Genomic DNA, 19,873 nt, shown 5'->3' with positions numbered 1-19,873 from the left:
TGGCAATTATATAGGTAGTAAGTCGTAACAGGAGATCAAGAGATCAGGAGCAACCTTAATTGACTCCTGAACTCCTTATCTCCTGTTGTCTCTTGATCTCGTGTCCCTTGATCTCGCTAGGCGAGCTTCAACCGGAACTCGCGCTGCAGCAGGACGAGGTTCAGCGCCATTTGGAGCAGGGTGGACAGCACCGTCAGCCACCAGATCCAGGTCAGCGCAAACTCGGGCCGTGACGACAGGACCGCCGCGGGGACAATCCCGACCATCAGCCGCAGGAACGACGTGGCCAGCGACGGCAGGGTGTTACCCATGGCCTGGAACATGCTCGCCGAGACAAACGTGATGCCCGAGGCGACGAAGTTGATCGTCACGATGTGCAGGTACTCGACGCCGACGCGGATGACCTCCGGGTCGGCGCTGAACAGCCCCATCAACGGCGTCGCCGCCAGGTAGACCGCCACGCCGGACGCCAGCATCACGCCCCCCGCCATCGACGCCGCGACCGTGAACGCCTGGCGCACGCGCTGCCCCTTGCCGGCACCGAAGTTCTGGCCTGCGACCGGGGCCACGGCAAATCCGAGCGCCACCACCGGCAGGAATGCCGACTGCACAATCCGCAGGCCGATGCCAAAGCCGGCTTGTGCGGCGGCGCCAAAGGGCCGCGTAATCGAATAGACCACCACCATGTAGATGGCCATCATCGCGAACTCCGCGCCTGCCGGCAGGCCGATCTTGAGCATTCGCCCCCACACCGGAAACGCCGGCACCCAGTCGGCGAGGCGGAAGTGCAGGTAGGCATCGCGGTTGAGGAAGTAGAACGAGATCCAGATGACGCCAATCGCCACCGCGATCAAGGTTGACAGCGCCGCGCCCCCGATCCCGTAGGCGCCGATCGGTCCCCACCCGAAAATCAGGATTGGGGTGAGCACCATGTTCAGCACCACCGTGCCGGTCTGCACGTACATGCCAGGTTTGAAGTTACCCGTGCCTCGCAGCGCCGCCCCCATGGCCACCATCGCGAACTGCAACGCCATGGCCGGGATGAACCACAGCAGGTATTCCTCGGTTTGCGCCTGCATGGTGACATCGGCACTGAGCGCGGCGGCGTAGGCCGTGCGGTAGTACATCGCCACCGCCAGGAACACGAGACCGGCGGCCATCGACAACACCTGCGACTGGTTGAACAGGTAGGTCGCCTGGGTGTGTTCCTTGCGGCCCGCCGCGTGCGAGACCACGGTGGTCGTGCCGACACCGAGCATCTGCGAGAGGGCCAGCACGACGAACGACAGGTTGGCGCTGATGCCGACCGCCGCCACCGCGTCGGTGCCGAGGCGTCCCACCCAAAACAGGTCCACCAGGACGTAGAGCGTCTGGAAAACCATGCTGACGAGCATGAAGCTGGTGGTCTTGAGAAGGTGCCCGGTGAGCGAGCCGGTGGTGAGGTCCTGCACGGTCGCAGGAATTATATCCGCTCGATGCTGACGGCGATGGGCTCGAGCGAGTCGACGTTGAACTGCTCGAGGATGGCGTGCTGGCGATACGTGAAGATGCGTTCGAGGTCGCGCCTGACCATCAGCCTTTGCATCACCGCGCCGCCGATCGGCGAGTAGAGCACCGTATCGGTGACCAGCGTGCCGCCATCGACGCGGCTGAAGTCATGCGTGTGATGCCACTTCCAGTACGGCCCCCACAGCTGTTCATCCACGAAGCCGGCCGGCGGGGTCCAGTCGCTGATCCGTGTGCGCCAGGGCACCGGCCACCCCCGCACCACGATCAAGTAGTCGATCAGCGTGCCGGGCCGCATCGTGATTGGCTGTGGCGTCCGGATGCGAAAACTCAACCACGGCGGCGTCAGCTTCTGCAGGTTGCCGGCGTCGGCGAAGAACGCAAAGGTCTCCTCCAGGGGGCGCGCCACGAACAGCTGGGTCTTGAGCCTATACTGGGCCATCGCTGCTAAGACGCTTTCAAATGGACCCGCGGTGCACGCGGTGCTGACCGGGATGGCCGCGTGATTCGCGACGTCCGCACGGTGCTCGGCTGGCTCGCGCCCCGCGAACGCTGGCCGTGGCTCACTCTGGTGCCGCTCGTCAGCGTGAGCGCCCTGATCGAGGCGGCCGGCGCCCTGGCCACCTTCGGCCTGCTCCGCCTGGTCGTCGAACCCGAGCAAGTGCGCACCGCGCCGGTGGTGTCGCGGATCTGGCAGGCGTGGCCGGCCGACGACCCGCGCTCGATGGTTGCGGCGCTGGCGCTCGGCGTCGGCGCGTTCTATCTGGCGCGTGCGCTCTTCCTGTCGTGGGTCGAGTGGGTCCGCCAGGGCGTGATCTTTCGATCGTCGGCGGCCGCGGCCGAGCGGCTGCTCGCGCGTTACCTGGCGGCCGACTACCGGTTCCATGTCACGCGGGCGTCGGCGTCGTTGATCCAGCCGATGACGCGCGCCTCCGACATCGCGTTCGAACTGGTCGGCGGCTCGGCCGTCAACATCCTGGCCGAGGCGGTGACCATTGCCGCGCTGGCCATGGTGCTGCTGTCAGCGGCGCCACCGATCACGCTCGTCGCCGTGGCGATCGTGCTCCTCGTCGTGATCGCGCCGATTGTCCTGACCCGCCGCGCCTGGGAGCGAATTGGCGAAACCGAACGGACGCTGCTGCAGCAGCAGCTGCAGGTGTTGCAGCAAAGCCTGGGCGCGATCAAGGACGTGAAGGTGTCGGGCCGGCAGCCGTTCTTCGAGGAGCGCTTCCGCCACGTGAAGCGCGACCTGTCGCGGGTGAAGCAGCGGCGGTCGTGGGCCGCCAGCGCGGCCCGGCACGCGGTCGAGACCACGCTCGTGTTCAGCATGCTGCTGGTCGTCTTCCTGGTGATGCGTGACCATGCCTCTGGCGGCGATACGGTGTCGGTGCTGGCACTCTTCGCCTACACCGGCTTCCGCGTCATCCCCTCGGCCAATCGGATCATGTTGAACGTCGGCTACCTCCGCGAAGCGCACCCGTGGGTGGCGAAGATGGACGCCGACATGCGGGCATTGCGCGCGCCGTCGGCCGCGTCCTTCGTGCCGGAGCCGCCGATGCTGCGCGACACGCTTGCCTGCGACGAGGTGTCGTACTGCTACGAGGATGACGGCCCACTGGCCCTCGACCGCGTCTCGCTGACCATTCGCCGCGGGCAATCGGTAGGCATTGTCGGCCCGACCGGCGCCGGCAAGAGCACCCTGGTCGATGTACTGCTCGGCCTGCTGACGCCGACCACCGGCCGGGTGCTGGTTGATGGCGCGCCGCTCGAGGGGCGCGAGCGCGCCTGGCAGCGGCAGCTTGGCTACGTCTCGCAGGACGTGTATCTCCTGGACGATTCACTGAGGCGCAACATCGCGTTTGGTATTCCCGACGGTGGCATCGACGAAGCGCGACTCGCCGCGGCGATCGCGTTGGCGCGGCTGGATGACGTGGTGGCGGCGATGCCCCAGAAGCTCGAGACGGTGATCGGCGAAGACGGCGTCCGCCTGTCGGGCGGCCAGCGGCAGCGTGTCGCGATCGCCCGCGCGCTTTATCACGACCCGCCGATCCTGTTCTTCGATGAGGCGACCGCGGCGCTCGACAACCAGACCGAACGCGAGGTGACCGCGGCGATTGCCGCCGTGCGCGGCTCGCGGACGGTGATCGCCATCGCCCACCGGCTCTCAACCGTGAAGGATTGCGACCAGTTGATCTACTTGAAGGACGGGCGGGTCGCCGCCATCGGCACCTACCAGGATCTGCTGGCCGATCCCGGGTTCCGCCAGCTGACATGACAGAAGGGGATGCCCGGCGGCGCGTCCTGATTATCCAATCAACCCTGCGTCCGCCTGGCGGCAGCCAGGCCGTTGCCGCCTGGATCATCCAAGCCCTGAAGGACTCGCACAGACTTGGGCTGGCCTGTTGGGACCCGCCAGACTTCGCGGCGGTGAACCGTGCCTACGGCACAACGATCGGCGACGACGAGGTGACAGTGGTCGCCGTCTCGCGGGTGTGGCGGTCGGTTGCCCGGCTGCTGCCGGTCAGCGCCGCGCTGCTGCGGTGGAGTGCCGTCGTGCGGCTGGCGAGGCGCCTCGCGCCGGGGTTCGATGTCGTGATCAGCGCCGAGAACGAAGCGAGCCTGGGCCGCGACATCATCCAGTACGTCCACTATCCACGCCAGCTTCGGCCCCGCCCGGCCGCCGATCTCCGCTGGTACCACCGCCCCCGTTTCGTGCTCGCCGGGTACTACGCGCTCTGCGATCGCCTGAGCGGGTTTTCACTGGACGGCGTGCGCCGCAATCGCACGCTCGCCAATTCGGCGTGGACCGCCGACCGCATCCGCGAACTGGACGGGCACGTGGCCGTCTCGGTGCTGCCGCCACCGGTCGCGGCGGCGGCCGAGGGCCTGCCGTGGAAGCGGCGTGACAACGCCTTCTTGTGCATTGGCCGATTCGCCGCCGAGAAGGAGATTGAGAAGGTGGTGGCGATCATCGAAGGGGTTCGCGCGCTGGCGCCGGAGGTCGAGCTCCACTTGATTGGCAGCCGTGGCCCAGAGCGGTCGCACTACGAGGGAATCATGGCCCTGACTCGACAGCACCAATGGCTGCACCTGCACGAAGACCTGACGCGCGCTGCGCTCCTCGAGTTGATTGGCCGCACCCGCTACGGCATTCACGGCATGCGCGACGAACATTTCGGTATGGCCGCCGCGGAAATGGTCGAGGGCGGGTGCATCACGTTCGTGCCTGATTCAGGGGGACAGGTCGAGATCGTCGGTGGCGACGCCAGGCTCGTCTACGCCAGTCCAGACGAAGCGGTGGCAAAGATTGGCGCCGTGCTGGCGAATGCGCAGTTGCAGGATGGCCTTCGCGCCGCGCTCCGGCAGCGGCGTGGCGCGTTCTCGGCCGAGCGGTTCATGCAAGTGATTCGCGATACGGTCGACTCGCGTCCGCACCGGCCGTGAACCCTCGGTCCGATGTGGCGTCCGCCTTTAGGCGGACCACCACGTGAGCCAGTTTGCTGGGTCGAAATTCTGCGCACGAACCTTCCGGCCACCGGGGGCGTCTACTACCTTCACTATGCGGACCGCCGTTATCGTACTCGGAGATCTGGGCCGCAGCCCGCGGATGCAGTACCACGCCGCGTCGCTGGCCGCGGCCGGCCACGATGTCGACCTGGTGGGCCTCGAGGGCGCCGACGTCATGCCCGCCCTCGCCGCCGATCCGCGCATCCGTTGTCATCGCCTCCCGGATCACAGCTTCAAGGGCCGGGCAAAGGGTGGGACCAGGCGGTTTGTGTTTGGGTCGATGGCGCGCGCCGTGGGCCAGGCGCGCCGGCTGTGGGTCACGCTGATGCGCGCGCCGAAGGCCGACGTGATCCTCGTTCAGAATCCACCCGCCGTGCCCACGCTGGCGGTGGCGTGGCTGGTGGCGCGGCTGCGCGGCTCGCGCCTGGTCATCGATTGGCACAACCTGTCGCACACGGTGGCGGCAGTTCGCCTGGGCGAACGACATCGCGCCGTGAAGGCGGTGGCGCGAAGCGAGCGCCGATGGGCGCGTCGCGCCGATGGGCACCTGGCGGTCTCCAAGGCGCTCGCGGCCTGGCTGTCGAGTAATTACGGCATTGCCGCGTCGGTCGTCTACGATCGGCCGCCCGCCGCGTTCACCCGTCCGGCGCCGTCGGCGGCGGTCGCGATGTGGACGAAGCTCGCCCAGGCGGCGTCGCTTGGCGCGGACCGCCTGCCCCTCGTGGTATGTCCGACCAGTTGGACGCCAGACGAGGATTTCGACCTCCTGCTCGAGGCGCTCGAACGCGCGGAGCGTCAACTCGGTCGTAGAGGCGGGTCTTCCGCCTTCGCGCCGGGCGCTTCGGCGGACAAGTTAGACCCGCCTGCTCCTGCAGATCCGCCGGTTCCTTTGCTCGCCGTGATTCTCACCGGCAAGGGTGCACTTCGCGAGTCGTTTGAAGCGCGCCTCGCGCGCCGCTCGTTCAGCCTCATCGCGGTCCGGACGCAGTGGCTCGAGCCGAAAGACTATCCCGTGCTGATCGGCATGGCCGACCTCGGCCTGTGCCTGCACCAGTCGTCCTCGGGCCTCGACCTGCCGATGAAGGTGGCCGACTTTCGTGGTGCCGGGGTGCCGGTGGCCGCTTTCGATTACGCCCCGGTGCTCGGCGAAGTGCTGACGTCGGGACACGAGGGCCTGACGTTTCGCGATCCCAGCGATCTGGCGGCGGTGCTGGTACAGGTCGCATCGCGCTCGGCCGATGCCGCGCCTACGCTCAACCGGTCCCGCGCGTGGCTGTTCGAGAATCCCGCCGTTCGGTGGGAAGAGGAATGGCCGGCGACCGCGCTCCCCGTCCTGCGCGGGTGAGCCACCGATGTGGTGTCCGGCTTTCGCCGGACCCGGGATCTGGCCTGTAGCGTCCGGCTTTAGCCGGACCTTTCCTGAAACAGTAAGATGGGAATACCCCTATGCTTCCCATCACAGAGATTGCCTCGCGCCTCGGCCTGTCCGACGACCTGCTCGAACCGTACGGCCGCGCCATTGCCAAGATTCGCCTCGAGACCCTCGACCGGTTTCCACGCCGCGGCAAGCTGATCCTGGTCACGGCGATCACGCCGACCACGAGCGGCGAGGGCAAGACGGTCAACACCATCGGCATCACGCAGGGGTTGGTGAAGCTCGGCCACCATGCGATCGCCGCGCTCAGGGAGCCGTCGCTCGGCCCGGTGTTCGGCATGAAGGGCGGCGCCACCGGCGGCGGCCAGGCCTCGCTCGCGCCCCTCGACAAGATCAACCTGCACTTCACGGGCGACTTCCACGCCATCACTGCCGCCCACAACCTGTTGGCCGCGCTGCTCGACACCCACCTGCATTTTGGCAACGACCTGAGGATCAATCCGCAGGAGATCTTGTGGCCGCGCTGTATGGACATGAACGACCGCGCGCTGCGCCGCATTGCTTCCGGCCTTGGCGGCCGCGAGAGCGGCCCGGCCCGTGAGACCGGGTTCGTGATCACCGCCGCGTCCGAGATCATGGCGATCCTGGCGTTATCGGAAGGCCGCGCCGATCTGCGCAAGCGGCTGTCGCGCATTGTCGTCGCCTTCAACTACGACGGCGGGGCCGTCACCGCCGCCGACCTCAAGGCGGTCGGGCCGATGATGGTGTTGCTCAATGACGCCGTCCTGCCCAACCTGGTGCAGACCACCGAGGGGGCGCCGGCGATCGTGCACTGCGGCCCGTTTGCCAACATCGCGCACGGCACGAGCAGCGTGCTGGCGCAGCGCATCGGTCTTCACCTGGCCGACTACGTGGTCAACGAGACGGGCTTCGCCGCCGACCTGGGCGCCGAGAAGTTCTTCGATATCGTGATGCCGATGTGCGGGCACGTGCCGGCGGCGGCGGCGGTCATCGTGACGCTCAAGGCGCTGCGTGCACAGGGCGGATCGCCCGATGGCCCGCTCGAGCCGGGCTTCCCGAACATGGTGCGGCATCTCGACAACCTCAAGCGCTGGGGCGTGCCGGCCGTGATCGCGCTCAATCGCTTCCCCGGCGACAGCGATGCCGATCTCGACACGGTGATGAAGTATTGCCGCTCGATTGGCGCCGACATCGCGCTGGCTGAGGGGTACACCAAGGGCGGCGCGGGCATGACGGAGCTTGCCGCGAAGCTCGTGGCCGCGGCCGCCACCTCCGACCCGGCGGCGGTCAAGCCGATCTACTCGGCCGCGCAGTCCCTCGAAGAGAAAATCACCGCCGTCGCCACCAAGGTCTATGGCGCCGCCAAGGTGTCGTTCAAACCGGCCGCCAAGACGCGGCTGGCCAAGCTCGCGGCCCTGGGCTTCGGCGAGTTACCAGTGTGCATCGCCAAGACCCAATACTCGTTCACCGACGACCCCAAGCAGATGGGCGCGCCCTCGGGATGGACGCTCACCGTCAGCGACGTGTCGCTGTCGGCCGGCGCCGGGTTCGTGGTGGCGATTGCCGGCAGCATGATGCTGATGCCGGGCCTCGGCAAAGTCCCCCAGGCCCAGAAGCTCGACGTGGACGACCAGGGCGGCGTGCTCGGCATGGACTACTGAACCGGCGGTGAACCTCGCCGAAACTGCTTCTTGTCGAGGTCAGCGAGGTGCCGCGCCGACCGATTCAGTGAGCACCAGACGGCCATTGAGCGGCTGCGTCGGCCGGTTGTTGTCGTGGATGATCGCGGTAAACGCCTTAATCTGCTCGCCCGATAGCTGGATCGGCGTCGTCATCACGATCCAGCGCACGCCTTCGGAGCACGGCGGCGTGGAGAGCGAGCCGTCGTACCGGTAGGACGCCCGGCTGGTCGGCAGCAGCTTGTCCACGTCCACGTTGGCGTTTGGATAGTGGCTCTCCTCGCCCTTCTTGTTCGGCAAGTTGTTCCAGATCGGGTCGAACGCCGGGTTCGGTGCGCCCTCCTCGATAAAGACGCCGATGACAGCGAGCTTGCCGTCGGCGGCCTTGTGCACCAGGTGCATCTCCATCGGGTAGTGCCGGCCCTTCACCGTGTGCTCGCTCTCGTTGTGGAAATGGTATTGCACGAGCTCGTAGGTGTCGTTGCCGATGGTCAGGGACTCGGCGCCCTCGACGTTGACCTGGATGGTGTGCCCGTTGTTGATGCCGTCGGCGACATGTTCGTGGTGGGCAATGCGCAACGATCCGGGGAGCAGGTTCGTCTTCAACGCCCGCACGTCGGTGCCCATCACGGTCTCCGCGATATCCACCGGCGACTGCGAACGCCCGTCGCCGCAGGTGGCGAACTTCGGGCTGAGCGCCCCCCAGCGCTCTGGGCCTTCGGCCCCTTCGTAGTGCCAGACCGGATCTGACGAGGCGGGCGCCGCTGAGGGCTTGGTCGTGACCTGTGGCGTCGCTGTTCCCGCGGAAGGCGCCGGCTCCGTTCGGCCACACCCGCTCGACGCCACGGCGATCGCCGCCGCCATCAGCATCGCGACGGGAGTCGTCGGCCCGGTGAGGGTAGTTCGTCGAATCATGACCCGCCGCCTCCTTTGCGACGCCCCAGTGGAAGTTGAGCCCGAAGAACGGCCCATAGTAAATGACGCTATTCTGTCACCGGCCTTGTCGTCGTGCCGGTACGAAGCCTGTCGATTCGCGCGACCCTCGATCGTCACCAGGCAGGAGGACAGATTCAATGCCGAAGTTCATTATGCTCTTGCACGACTCAGGGACGTTCCCGGCCGACATCAGCCCAGACGAGATCCAGGCGATCATCCAGCGCTACGTGGCCTGGAAGCAGAAGGTCCAGGCCAACGGCCGCCTCATGGACGGCCACAAGCTGGCCGACGGCGCCGGGCGCGTGTTGCGCGGCGCGGTGGGGTCGCCGAAGGTCACCGACGGCCCCTACGCCGAAGCCCGCGAAGTGATTGGTGGAATTTTCATTGTCGAAGCTGCCAGCTACGAAGAGGTGGTCGATCTCAGCAAGGACTGCCCGCACCTCGAGTTCGGCACCATCGAAATCCGCGAGGTCGAACCCACGTAACGGTGCCTGGCACGGTTACCCCCGTTTCTGTTGCAGTTTCTGCTACGGTGGCCCCCGACTCCATTGCACTTGTTGAGCATCTGTTCCGCCGCCAGGCGGGACAGATGGTCGCCCGGCTGACGCGCACGCTCGGGCCGCGTCACCTCGCGGTAGCTGAAGACGCCGTTCAGGACGCGTTGATCGCCGCGCTGCAGCAGTGGCCGTTCCGCGGCGTGCCCGATCAACCGGAGGCGTGGCTCTACCTCGTCGCCAGGAACCGCGCGCTCGATCGCTTGCGGCACGCGAAGATGGCCGCCGGCAAGGAACCCGCGCTGATGCGGGCGCAACCCGACGCGCAGCCCCCGGCCGAGGTCTCGCTGCGCGACGAACTGCCGCCGGTGGACGATGACCAACTCGCCTTGCTGTTCTTGACCTGCCATCCGGCGCTGGCCGCCGACGCCAGGGTGGCGCTGGCGCTGAAGCTCGTGGGCGGCTTCAGTGTCGGCGAGATCGCCCGCGCCTTCCTGGCGCAGGAGAGCGCCATCGCGCAGCGACTGGTGCGCGCCAAGCGCACCCTGCGCGATCAGGATGTCGGCTTCGGCATGCCGGCGCCGGCCGAACTCGCCGCGCGCCTCGATTCGGTGCTCGAGTCGCTCTACCTGATGTTCAACGAAGGCTACGTGGCGACCTCTGGGGACGCGCTGGTGCGAGACGATGTGGCGGGCGAGGCCATTCGCCTGGCCTCGCTGGCCGCCGCGCATCCGGCGACCGATTCGCCCAATGCCTGGGCGCTGCTGTCGCTCATGCTGCTGCACGCGGCGAGGTTTCCCGCCCGGATCGATTCGGACGGCACGCTCTTCTTGTTGCGCGACCAGGACCGCGCCAGATGGGACCGGGAGGCGATCGCCGCCGGCCTGCGCGCCCTCGATCGCGCGGCGTCTGGCAACCACGTTAGCGCCTTTCATCTCGAGGCGGGCATTGCCGCCTGCCACGCCGTGGCGCCGTCGTGGGACGCCACCGACTGGCCGCAGATCGTCACGTACTACGACGACCTGCTGGCGCTCACCGGCTCGCCGGTGGTGGCGATGAACCGCGCCATTGCCGTCTCGCGCATTGACGGACCGCTTGCCGGGCTCGCCGTGCTCGACAGCATCGCCGGCCGCGCCGTGCTCGCGCGCTATCCGCTGCTGCCCGCCGTCGAGGCCGAATTGTGGCGCGAGGCCGGCGACCAGGCCCGGGCCGTGGCCAGCTACCGCGAGGCGCTGACCCTGGCGCGCTCAACCCCGGAGCAACGCTGGCTCAGTTCCCGGCTGACGCATCTCGTATAATTCAAACCCGTGGAGTACCTGATCAAGCAGTACGCGCTCGAGCCCGGTGCGTTGGAGATCCAATACATCGAGGAGTACTTCGGCGAGTATCCGCGCCGCAAGACGGCGACCGAGATCATCGAACGCCTGCAGGATCGCGAATCGCTGATCCTGATGGCCGAGGCGCCGCTCCCCGATGATCCCTCGGGCGCGCTCGTGCCGGTGTCCTACAAGATCGTTCACGAGATCCGGCATGACGAGAAAGTGCCGAAGCTCCGCGACCTGGTCGATCGACTGACCGGTCCGGTGTCGTTCGATGGTCGCCGGATTTTGTATTCCTGGATCGGCGGCACGCGCCGCGACTGGCGTGGCCAGGGGCACTTCCGCGCGCTGACCGAAGAATCCGAAGTGTGGGCGCTCGCCGCCGGCTTCGAGGAAGTGGTCGTCAAGACCAAGAACCGCTACTACGACATGCGCGCCGTCCTCGCGCAACTGCACTTCAACGTCGTCAAGCACGAGCCGAACGCGGCCGACAGCGCCGAGTCCAAGGTCTACCTCAGTAAGCTGTTGCCGGCGGAACTCGCGCACCGTCACCGCAGCGTCCGCACGGTCGTTTACTCGGAGTAGGTTGGGCGGGACTAAAGTCCCACCCCTACGGCTTCGATCCCGAGAGCTGGAATGGCCGTGCCGGAATGGCCGCGGCGCACGAACGGTCGAGACCCGCGGCCGATCCGGTCTCGAGAAACGCGGCGAACATGCCGTTGATGCACGCTTCCGCATTGCCAATGGGATGGCCGTTGTTGCGCATCACGACGTGCGCGCCGTTCGGCAACCCGCGGAGCACTTCGTCGGCGCCCGCCGGCGGCGTCACCGGGTCGAACTCTCCCGAGACCATCAGCGTGGGAACGGCCGACCGGGTGGGCTGGCCGTGCGCGCTCGACACCGTGCCGCGGGGCCACTCGGCGCAGGCCGCCGTCTGTTGCTGCAGCCGGTAGTCGCCGCCGAACGTCCCCTCAGCCTGCGACCGCGCGTCCTTGCTGAGGAACGGGATGTCTTCGGTGCAGGTGACCGACAGGAAGAAGCCCGCGGCCAGGCGATTGCCGCCAAGAACCGTGCGCCCCGCCAGCGCGGTTTCCGTCAGGCCGCGCTCGTCGCCCGCGAGCAATTGCGCGACCAGCTTCGGCGCCTGGGCCAGGCCGTCGGGCGTGTAGAGGACGTTGCGGAAGGCCTCGGCGAACAGTCCACGCGTCACCTTGACCGCCGTCGCTGCCCGATCGGCGTTACCCGGCAGCGTAAGCATGGGTGAGGCCTTGTCGAGCCTGCTGAGCAACCCGCGGAAGTCCGCGTCGAGCGTGGGGAAGGCGCGCCGGCAGTTGTCGTCCAGGTTGCACCGGGCCACCAACGCCTGCCACGCCTCCTCACCCGCGCGCGCGTGCGTTTCGGGCATCGCCATCGACGGCGGCACGATGCCCTTCATGGTGACGGCCCGCAGGCTGGCGGGATGACGCCGCATGTAGACCTGCGCGACCCGGCTGCCGTACGAGGTCCCGTACAGGTTGATCTGCTTGTAGCCGAGCGCCTGCCGCACTTCGTCCAGGTCGTCCACCGCGGTCTCGGTGGTGTAGCGGGTGAGGTCGGCCGTGGCTGCCAGTCGTGAGCGGCAGGCACGCACCGCTGCCACGCTCAACAGATCCGCGTCGAACGCACCCGAGGGGCCTGGCTGCGCAAGTTCAGGGCAGGTGAGCGCCGCCGACTGGCCGGTGCCGCGCAAGTCGATCAGCATCAGGTCGCGGTTCTTGCGGATCTCGCTGAAGGCGCGGCTGAAGAAACGCGCGTTGAACGACGGCGCGTCACCCGGCCCGCCTGCCAGCGCGAAGAGCGGATCGGGACGCCGATCCGCCGTCGTCGCCGCCAGCACGATGATGGAGAGGTCGAGTTGCCGGCCTTGTTTGGTATCGCGGTCTTCCCACACGCGATAGCTGCCGCAGCGCGCCTCGCCGGGCACGCCGTCGATGGCGCAGGGGGCGAGTGCCACCTGTGCCGCCAGGGCCAGTGCAGAGATCATCGATGCCGCCCCGGCAGAATCAGGTCGAAGTCCATCAGGCCCGTCCTTTCGCGCGGTGGTCCCGAACCGGCGATAAATGTTTGACGGTGCGGCTGAGCGCAGAGTTGCAGGTGGGGCAATTCTCCCTATACTGCTAGGGTGAAACCGCCAACCGTCGCAACCCTCACCTGGCAGGGCGACCTGCGTTTTGCCGCCCGTTCCGGCACCACCGAGATCGTCCTCGATAGCAAGAGCACCGCCGGACCGTCGCCGGTCGAAGCCGTGGCCATGGCGCTGGCCGGCTGCATGGCGATCGACGTGGCCGATATCATCACCAAGGGCCGTCACGAATTCACCGCCCTCGCCGCCACCATCACCGGCGCGCGCCGCGAGGAACCGCCGCGTCACTTCGTGAGCTTCACCATGCACTTCGTGATTACCGGTGCCGTGCCGGACCAGGCGATGGAGCGGGCCATCCAGTTGTCGCGCGACAAGTACTGTTCGGTGTGGCACTCGCTGCGCCAGGACCTCCCACTGGACACCTCGTTCGAGGTCCGAGCCTGAGCGCACCGGAGCGCAAGGTCTACCTCGACTGGCTGCGCGGCGCCGCCGTGATCGTGATGGTGATGGCGCACGTCACCGACGCGTGGACGCGCGACGGTGACCGCCAGGGCGGCCTCTACCGGCAGATCGTCTTCATCAACGGCCTGGCCGCCCCGCTGTTCCTGTTCCTGGCCGGGCTGACGCTGTCACTGGCCGCCGCCATGCGCTCGGCGTCAATCGGCCACGCCGGGGCGGCGCGGCTGGCGTTGACACGCGGCGCCCAGGTCCTGGCCCTGGCGTTCCTGTTCCGTTTGCAATCGCAGTTGCTCGGTTGGGGGCCGCTCAGCAACTTCCTGAAGGTCGACATCCTCAACATCATGGGGCTGGCGATGATGGCCGCCGCGCTACTGTGGCGGGTGTCCGATGCGCGCCTCACCCGCCTGGTGCTGTTCGCGGTGGCGACGACGGCGGTGACGATGACCACGCCCTTGATTCGCGAGGCGGGTGTGCTGGCGGTCCTGCCCGATCCGCTCGAGGCTTACATCAGGCCGCTGCCAGGCCGGACCAACTTTGCGCTGTTTCCGTGGGCCGCATTCCTGCTGGCAGGGGCGATCGTTGGGGAAGTGATTCACGCTGCCCGGACGCGTTCGCAGGAGATTCGGCTGCAGTGGTCGCTACTGGCCGCCGGCGTGGCCGGCATTGGCCTCGGCTACGCGGCCTCGTTCCAACCGTCCATCTATCCGGTCGCCAACTTCTGGACCAGCTCGCCGACCTTCTTCTTCATTCGACTGGGGATCTGCGCGGCGATGGTGCCCGTTGCACGGGGGATCGACTGGTTTCATCACGCCGTGCCGCGCTGGCTGGGCAGCTATGTGTCGGCACCACCCGGCGTGGTGACGGCAACTCTGGGACGATCGTCGCTCTTCGTATATTGGATTCACGTGGAGATGGTCTACGGCCTGCTCGCCCGGCCGCTGCGCCGTGCGTTGCCGATTGGTTGGTCGCTCGTGGCGACCGCGGCCCTGTGCCTGTTGCTCTATGCGATCGTGCTGTGGAAGGATCGCCTGATGGCTGGCGTGAAGCTCACCGGCCCGTTCCGCATCTTCGCGCCGGTCTTGAAGTAGCCTTCGAGGCATCCCCTTGTTTGAGGTTCTGTGATGAAGATTCTGCTGACTACCACGCTTGTAATGGTGCTGGCCTTGCCGGCCTTCGCGCAGGAAGCCCGCCGGCGATGGGAGATGGAGCGCCAGATCCGTCTCGACAAGTTCGAGCAGGTGCTGCCGCGCGCGATGCGCGCCAACGGCATCGACATGTGGATTGTGGCCGTCAAGGAGAACCACTACGACCCGCTGTGGAAGGACCTGGGCCGCGGCTACGTGACCGGCATCGGCTACTACGTCTTCACCGATCGCGGCGGCGACCGGATTGAGCGTGCCGCCCTCGGCCCGAGCGGCTACATGATTTCGCAGTCGGGCGCGTACGACATCATCGCCCCGGCCGCGACGCTGGCGGCCCACGTCAAGGCGCGCGACCCCAAGCGCATTGGCCTCAACATGTCGGACGAGATCGGCCCGGCCGACGGCCTGTCGGTGACCATGCTCGCGCACTTGACGAAGACACTCGGCGAACCGTATGCCTCGCGCTTCACGAGTGCCGAGAAACTGGTGGTCGACTTTCGGTCGCCGCGCGTCGCCACCGAGATCGTGGCATTCGGCGAGGCCGCGGGCATTGCCATCCAGTTGACCGAGCGGGCGCTCTCGAACGAGGTCATCACCCCTGGCAAGACCACCCTCGAGGACGTGGCGTGGTGGCTGCAGGATCGGCTGCTCGATCGCGCCCTGGGCTCCGAGTTCGACATGCCGTCGGTCTATGTCACCGGCCCCAACGGAATTGTCGCCACCTCGTCGAATCGCATCATCCAGCCGGGGGACGTGATGATGATTGACTGGGGCGTCCAGTTGATGAACTTCGGCACCGACGTCAAGCGCGTCGCCTATGTGCTGAAGCCCGGCGAGACCGTGCCTCCCGCCAGCATCCAGGCGGCCTTCGACAAGGCGGTCTCGGTGCGCGATGCCCTGAAGAAGGCGATCAAGATCGGCGTGCGCGCCGACGAGACCATGAAGAACATGGACGCCGCGCTGCGCGCGGCCGGGTTCGGCGTGATCGAGTTCAATCGGCCCAACCAGGATGACAAGACCGACGTGGCCTATGGGTTCCACCCGGTCGGCAACACCGGTCACGACATCGGGCCGTCACTCACCACCTGGCAGCCACTCCAGAGCACCTTCGTGATGCACGCGCAGCATATGTTCGCGTTCGAGTACTTCGCGTATACGCCGATCGCGGAGTGGGGCGGCGCCAAGCTGCGGATTCCCATTGAGGACGATGCCATCCTGACCGAGGCGGGCATCCAGTTCCTGCATCCGGCGAACTACCGGCTGCTGGTGATCAAGTAGCGGCTAGCGCTCGGCGTACTTCGCCAGGTCGCGCAACTTCTTGTCGACCTTGACGGCGACCGTGGCTTCGGGAGCGTGGTACCAGGCCATCCGGCGTCTCGGCTCGAACGCGCCGGTGCGCGGGTCGTGACCGCAGTGCTCGACGCAGTACTCCACCGAGACCGTGCCGGTGGCTTCGTCGTACCGCATGGTCAACGCCTTGATGCTGTTCCATGGCCGGTCGCGCGGCTTCTCCGGGTTGCGCTTGACCAGGGTGATCAGCTCCAGGATGGTGGGGGGATACGTGCGGTTGAAGCTGGGTCTGGCCTGCCGGCGGCCCAACAGACGGGTGAGGTCTTCAAACTTGAGCTGCAGGGGCAGGTTGCCGATGACTTCGACCTTGAAGTCGACGGGTGGAGCCGTCGGTTGTGCCTGCTCGATAGGCAGCAGTGGCGTATAGGCGGGTTCGGCCGGGCGGGTTTCGACAACCGGCAACGCGGGCGACGGCGGCGGCTCTGCGGGTAACAAGCAGGATCCTAGTCGGCGATGTTAGTTCAGCCGGAGCATAATCGAGCGTAATGTTCGAAACCTTCGTGTGGTGGCTGCTGGCGGCGTTCGTGTTCGCGCTGGTCGCCAGCGTCGTCGGCTATCTCGTGACGCGATGGTTGTTTGTGCGCACCGCGGAGCGCATGGCCGTCGAGGTCGATCGGCGGGTCGGGGCGGCAGCCGCCCGCACCTTTACCCACCTGGCCAACTACGCAGAGGCCACCGGCATTCCCCTGGATGAGGCGAACCGTTTCTTCGGCGCGCACATCGATCGGGTGGCCCGGCTCATGGACAGCGCGATCACGCTCCCGGTGATTGGGAAGATCGGGCTCGATGCGGTCATCGGGCTCGTACCCGTCGTCGGCGACCTGGCCGGTACCGCGGTGTCGTTGACCCTGGTCGCGCGCACACTTCGCTACGGCCCGCCTTCAGCCCTCGTTTCAAAGATGCTGGCCAACGTCATGGTCGATCTCGTGCTGGGATCGATTCCCGTGGTCGGTTTCTTTGCCGACGTCTGGTTCAAGGCCAACGACCGCAATGCCGAGCTCATGCGCGAGTACCTCTCGGCCCGCGCTTGATGCGGCCTGGTGAAAACTACTGCTGTCCCGGTGCCGTCGGCACCGGCTTCTCACCGCCTGCCGGTGCCGGCATGTCGTTCCAGAACAACAGCCCGTTGAACACCATGCCGTGTTCACCAAACGTCTGCCAGCGGTAGATCGGATTGTTCGCGAACATGATCACGCGACCCTTACCCGACGCCGCGTCCACGACCATGGGCCGATTCCGCGTCTGATCGGGGTTGCGCATCAGGCCGCTCACCACGCCGGCTTCCCCGCCCGTGAAGCGCGCGATCACCTGTGGGCGAGTGGGTGACGAACCGGCAAACTGCTCGAACCCTGCGGGCGGACCGGCCTGCAGCAACGGACCCCCAGCGTAACGAACCGGCAACGTCTTCTGTGGATACCCGAACATCACGGGATGATTGGGCAGCAGGATCTCGCTCGTGACATACGGCCCGGGCGCATAAAACCCAGGTGCCGGGCTCTGGGCATCGACGCCCTTGGCGAGGCCGAAATCGGCCGGGAAGTAGCTGGCCACCCCCAGCGTCATCAACACACCGCCCTCGTCCACGAATTTCTGGAACTCGGCCGCACCGGCCAGGCCCATGCCGCCGCGCACATCGTCGGTCTCGGCGTAGAAGCCCAGCGACTTGAACTTGTCGTTCTTCTTGTAGGGCAGCGGCTTCGACAGCTTGGGCTGCTCGTACACGATCGACTTGCCGTTGTTGGTCTGGTGCGGCATCACGATCACGTCGTACTTGCCGCGCAGGCTGGCGCCGGCCTGGACGTGGTCCTTGTGGATCAAGTCGTATGGGATCTCCCAGCGGTCGAAGGCCAGGCGGACCCAGCCCACCTTCTCGGTGTTCGCCCAGGTGGTGTACATCGCCAGGCGCGGCAGGTCGACGTTGACGGTGTCGACGGTTGGCGCCGACGCGATCGCCGTACCGACGAGGCCCAGCGACTCCACTTCCTTGCGCACCCGATCGCCCGCTGACTCGATGATGAACGATCCGGCCGGATACTCGGCGTCGCCGATCTTGAACGCCGCCTTGGCCCCCTTGAACGCCACGTCCTTCAGCCGGTACCGCAACGTGATCAGGTTGAGCGATCCGTTGTGCTTCACGACGGTCACTGCACCTGAGGCACCCGAGGCACTGTCAACGCGGCCGGCCGTGACCACATCGGCCGTCAGCAAGGCACCCGGGGTATCAAGAATGGCCTTGTCCTCGATCGTCCTGACGTCGATGTTGTTGGCCATGCCCATCGTCCACGCACTGTCGTCGTAAGTGGCGAGCGCCGGATCCGGATACGTCTGCTTCTCGAGCAGCGTCTTGGCCAGCGGCCCGTACGGCTGGTTCAGCTTGACGATGTAGGAGCCGGCGGGGAAGGTGCCGTCCTTGACCTTGATCTCGACGGTGGTGCGATGCACCTCGATGGCCTGGCGGCGGATCAGGTTGGCCACGCGATCGACCTGGGTCTGGTCGCGCTGGCCACCGGGGATCACAAAGGCATGCGGCGGCTTGTCAGCCCCCTTCTTCACCGCATTCGCCGATTTCTTGTAGAAGTTCTCCACCACCATCGCCGGAAACTTCGAGGTCAGTTCGAGCGCCGTGAGGACGCCGGTCTGCGCGTAGTTGATCGAGTTGCGAATCGACCAGTCGACCTCGCCGGCTGGCATGGGGTTGGGCCGGTACCACTGCCGCGTGGTCTGGTTGCCCGACAACCGCGCCTTCTTCGTGTTGGCGCCGCCCTGGTTGAAGATCTCGTACATCCGCAGCATGCCGTTGTGGTTGGCCGCGGCGAAGCCAAGGTAGCCGGGCGACCACATGTCGACGAAGCCGAAGTGCCAGACGCCGGGCATGCCGTAGCCGGTCAGCTTGGTCACTTCGTAGTTCGCGAAGAACGGCAGTTCCGTGTAGAGGATCGGATCGAGGTTGGCGTTCTGCGGCGGCTGGCCGCTGAACGTGTAGAGCAGCGTCTGCGCCTCGTGCAGGTCGTGCCAGATGGGCGGCACCCAGTTCAGGTACCAGGTCAGGTGCGCCCGCAGCGAGTCGACGCCGTAGTTGATGTCGCGATTGTTGTCGTGGAAGACGTACTTGCCCCAGTAGGGCGGGCCACCGAAGTTTTCGCCGCCGTCGTACAGCTCGTCGATCTTGTAGGCGTAGTACCAGTCCACATAACGATCGCGGCCATCAACGTCGGTGGCGCCGGTGATGCTGACGATCACGTTGTCGCGAATCTGCTGGATGTACGGCTCCTCGCTCACCGCGAGCCGGTACGCCAGTTCCATGACCGCTTCCGGGGGACTGGTTTCGCCGCTGTGGAGGCCGGCACTGACGTGGTAGTGCGGCTTGGTGGCGGCGACCAGCTGCTGCGCTTGCGCGTCGGTCAGGCCGCGCGGGTCGGCAAGCCGGCGCGTATTCTGCCGGTTGACCTCGAGGTTCTTGATGTTGGCTTCAGACGAGATGTACACGACCATGATGTCGCGGCCCTCTTCGGTCTTGGCCACGACCTCGGTCTTGAACCGGCCCGGCAGCGCCTTCTCGAGCGTGCGGAAGAAGCGCTGCTGATCGGCGACGTAGGTGAGCTTCTTTTCGGTGCCGATGTGGTAGCCCAGGATGTCTTTCGGCGTCGGCACTCCCGCCTTCTTGGGCAGGTGATCGACCAGCGGCGACAGGAAATCCGGCCTGGTGGTGGCCTTCTTCACGAACTCGGCAAATGCGGCGTCGTTTTCGGCCGCCGCCGCGGGCCTGGCTTGCCTGCCCTGAGCGGCAAGGGCCGATTCGGACACGGGACTGGTCCCAAGGGCCACGGCGAAGAGGCAGAGAAGGCCAAATAACGCTTTTCTGTCGAGGAGGGCGATCATTTTTGTAAACCCTTCAAATGCAGTGACTTACAGAGAATAGTAAGGCCATTACAGGCCCCGATCGCCCTCGGAATTGGGCAAAAG

The 19,873-nt window shown here is 66.5% G+C and carries 17 protein-coding genes; 11 read left to right on the top strand and 6 right to left on the bottom strand.

Annotated features, from left to right (window positions below; translation table 11 throughout):
* Positions 1 to 116: 116 nt before the first annotated feature.
* Together Q8T13_12995 and Q8T13_12990 are read right to left on the bottom strand one after the other, a co-directional pair.
* The gene (locus tag Q8T13_12995; protein MDP3718674.1) at positions 117 to 1,451 is read right to left on the bottom strand and encodes an MATE family efflux transporter; all 1,335 of its coding nucleotides are present in this window, start codon (positions 1,449 to 1,451) and stop codon (positions 117 to 119) included.
* Positions 1,452 to 1,462: 11 nt separating this feature from the next.
* Positions 1,463 to 1,948, bottom strand: coding sequence for an SRPBCC family protein (locus Q8T13_12990; protein MDP3718673.1), 486 nt, complete (start codon positions 1,946 to 1,948; stop codon positions 1,463 to 1,465).
* 60 nt (positions 1,949 to 2,008) lie between these two features.
* On the opposite strand from Q8T13_12990, the gene Q8T13_12985 reads away from it, so the two are divergent.
* From Q8T13_12985 to Q8T13_12970, 4 genes are all read left to right on the top strand, one after another.
* Entirely contained in the window at positions 2,009 to 3,781 is a 1,773-nt protein-coding gene (locus Q8T13_12985; protein MDP3718672.1) for an ABC transporter ATP-binding protein, read from the top strand.
* A 152-nt stretch (positions 3,782 to 3,933) separates the two neighbouring features.
* Complete coding sequence (locus Q8T13_12980) at positions 3,934 to 4,950, top strand: glycosyltransferase (protein ID MDP3718671.1); 1,017 nt, start codon at positions 3,934 to 3,936, stop codon at positions 4,948 to 4,950.
* Positions 4,951 to 5,065: 115 nt separating this feature from the next.
* Positions 5,066 to 6,358, top strand: coding sequence for a glycosyltransferase (locus Q8T13_12975; protein MDP3718670.1), 1,293 nt, complete (start codon positions 5,066 to 5,068; stop codon positions 6,356 to 6,358).
* Positions 6,359 to 6,459: 101 nt separating this feature from the next.
* On the top strand, positions 6,460 to 8,070 hold the full coding sequence (locus tag Q8T13_12970) for a formate--tetrahydrofolate ligase (protein ID MDP3718669.1): 1,611 nt from the start codon (positions 6,460 to 6,462) through the stop codon (positions 8,068 to 8,070).
* A 39-nt stretch (positions 8,071 to 8,109) separates the two neighbouring features.
* Here Q8T13_12970 and Q8T13_12965 read toward each other — a convergent pair whose 3' ends face one another.
* The gene (locus tag Q8T13_12965) at positions 8,110 to 9,003 is read right to left on the bottom strand and encodes a carbonic anhydrase family protein (protein MDP3718668.1); all 894 of its coding nucleotides are present in this window, start codon (positions 9,001 to 9,003) and stop codon (positions 8,110 to 8,112) included.
* Between the two features lie 158 nt (positions 9,004 to 9,161).
* On the opposite strand from Q8T13_12965, the gene Q8T13_12960 reads away from it, so the two are divergent.
* The 3 genes from Q8T13_12960 to Q8T13_12950 are packed head-to-tail and all read left to right on the top strand — an operon-like array spanning position 9,162 to position 11,422.
* Complete coding sequence (locus Q8T13_12960; GenBank protein ID MDP3718667.1) at positions 9,162 to 9,509, top strand: YciI family protein; 348 nt, start codon at positions 9,162 to 9,164, stop codon at positions 9,507 to 9,509.
* 47 nt (positions 9,510 to 9,556) lie between these two features.
* The gene (locus Q8T13_12955) at positions 9,557 to 10,816 is read left to right on the top strand and encodes a sigma factor (GenBank protein ID MDP3718666.1); all 1,260 of its coding nucleotides are present in this window, start codon (positions 9,557 to 9,559) and stop codon (positions 10,814 to 10,816) included.
* Positions 10,817 to 10,825: 9 nt separating this feature from the next.
* Entirely contained in the window at positions 10,826 to 11,422 is a 597-nt protein-coding gene (locus tag Q8T13_12950) for a hypothetical protein (protein MDP3718665.1), read from the top strand.
* Between the two features lie 25 nt (positions 11,423 to 11,447).
* On the opposite strand, the gene Q8T13_12945 is transcribed toward Q8T13_12950, so the two are convergent.
* On the bottom strand, positions 11,448 to 12,860 hold the full coding sequence (locus Q8T13_12945) for an alpha/beta hydrolase (GenBank protein MDP3718664.1): 1,413 nt from the start codon (positions 12,858 to 12,860) through the stop codon (positions 11,448 to 11,450).
* A 138-nt stretch (positions 12,861 to 12,998) separates the two neighbouring features.
* On the opposite strand from Q8T13_12945, the gene Q8T13_12940 reads away from it, so the two are divergent.
* Genes Q8T13_12940 through Q8T13_12930 form a run of 3 tightly spaced genes read left to right on the top strand, consistent with a single transcriptional unit; the run spans position 12,999 to position 15,838 of the window.
* The gene (locus tag Q8T13_12940) at positions 12,999 to 13,403 is read left to right on the top strand and encodes an OsmC family protein (protein ID MDP3718663.1); all 405 of its coding nucleotides are present in this window, start codon (positions 12,999 to 13,001) and stop codon (positions 13,401 to 13,403) included.
* The gene (locus tag Q8T13_12935; GenBank protein ID MDP3718662.1) at positions 13,346 to 14,506 is read left to right on the top strand and encodes a heparan-alpha-glucosaminide N-acetyltransferase domain-containing protein; all 1,161 of its coding nucleotides are present in this window, start codon (positions 13,346 to 13,348) and stop codon (positions 14,504 to 14,506) included. The genes Q8T13_12940 and Q8T13_12935 overlap by 58 nt, the downstream gene beginning before the upstream one ends.
* A gap of 33 nt (positions 14,507 to 14,539) precedes the next feature.
* Positions 14,540 to 15,838, top strand: coding sequence for a M24 family metallopeptidase (locus Q8T13_12930; protein MDP3718661.1), 1,299 nt, complete (start codon positions 14,540 to 14,542; stop codon positions 15,836 to 15,838).
* A gap of 3 nt (positions 15,839 to 15,841) precedes the next feature.
* Here the strand turns inward: Q8T13_12930 and Q8T13_12925 are convergent, their stop codons facing one another.
* Positions 15,842 to 16,345: a hypothetical protein gene (locus Q8T13_12925; protein ID MDP3718660.1), complete on the bottom strand. Its 504-nt coding sequence runs from the start codon at positions 16,343 to 16,345 to the stop codon at positions 15,842 to 15,844.
* 50 nt (positions 16,346 to 16,395) lie between these two features.
* Here Q8T13_12925 and Q8T13_12920 point away from each other — a divergent pair, with 50 nt between their 5' ends.
* Entirely contained in the window at positions 16,396 to 16,941 is a 546-nt protein-coding gene (locus Q8T13_12920; protein MDP3718659.1) for a DUF4112 domain-containing protein, read from the top strand.
* Between the two features lie 16 nt (positions 16,942 to 16,957).
* Here Q8T13_12920 and Q8T13_12915 read toward each other — a convergent pair whose 3' ends face one another.
* Positions 16,958 to 19,714: a M14 family zinc carboxypeptidase gene (locus Q8T13_12915; GenBank protein MDP3718658.1), complete on the bottom strand. Its 2,757-nt coding sequence runs from the start codon at positions 19,712 to 19,714 to the stop codon at positions 16,958 to 16,960.
* Positions 19,715 to 19,873: the final 159 nt, after the last annotated feature.

Source organism: Acidobacteriota bacterium, from assembly GCA_030697165.1.
Taxonomy (GTDB): Bacteria; Acidobacteriota; Vicinamibacteria; order Vicinamibacterales; family UBA2999; genus 12-FULL-67-14b.
The sequence above is the reverse complement of the archived record's forward strand: the minus strand, read 5'-3'. Positions and strand labels throughout refer to the sequence as shown.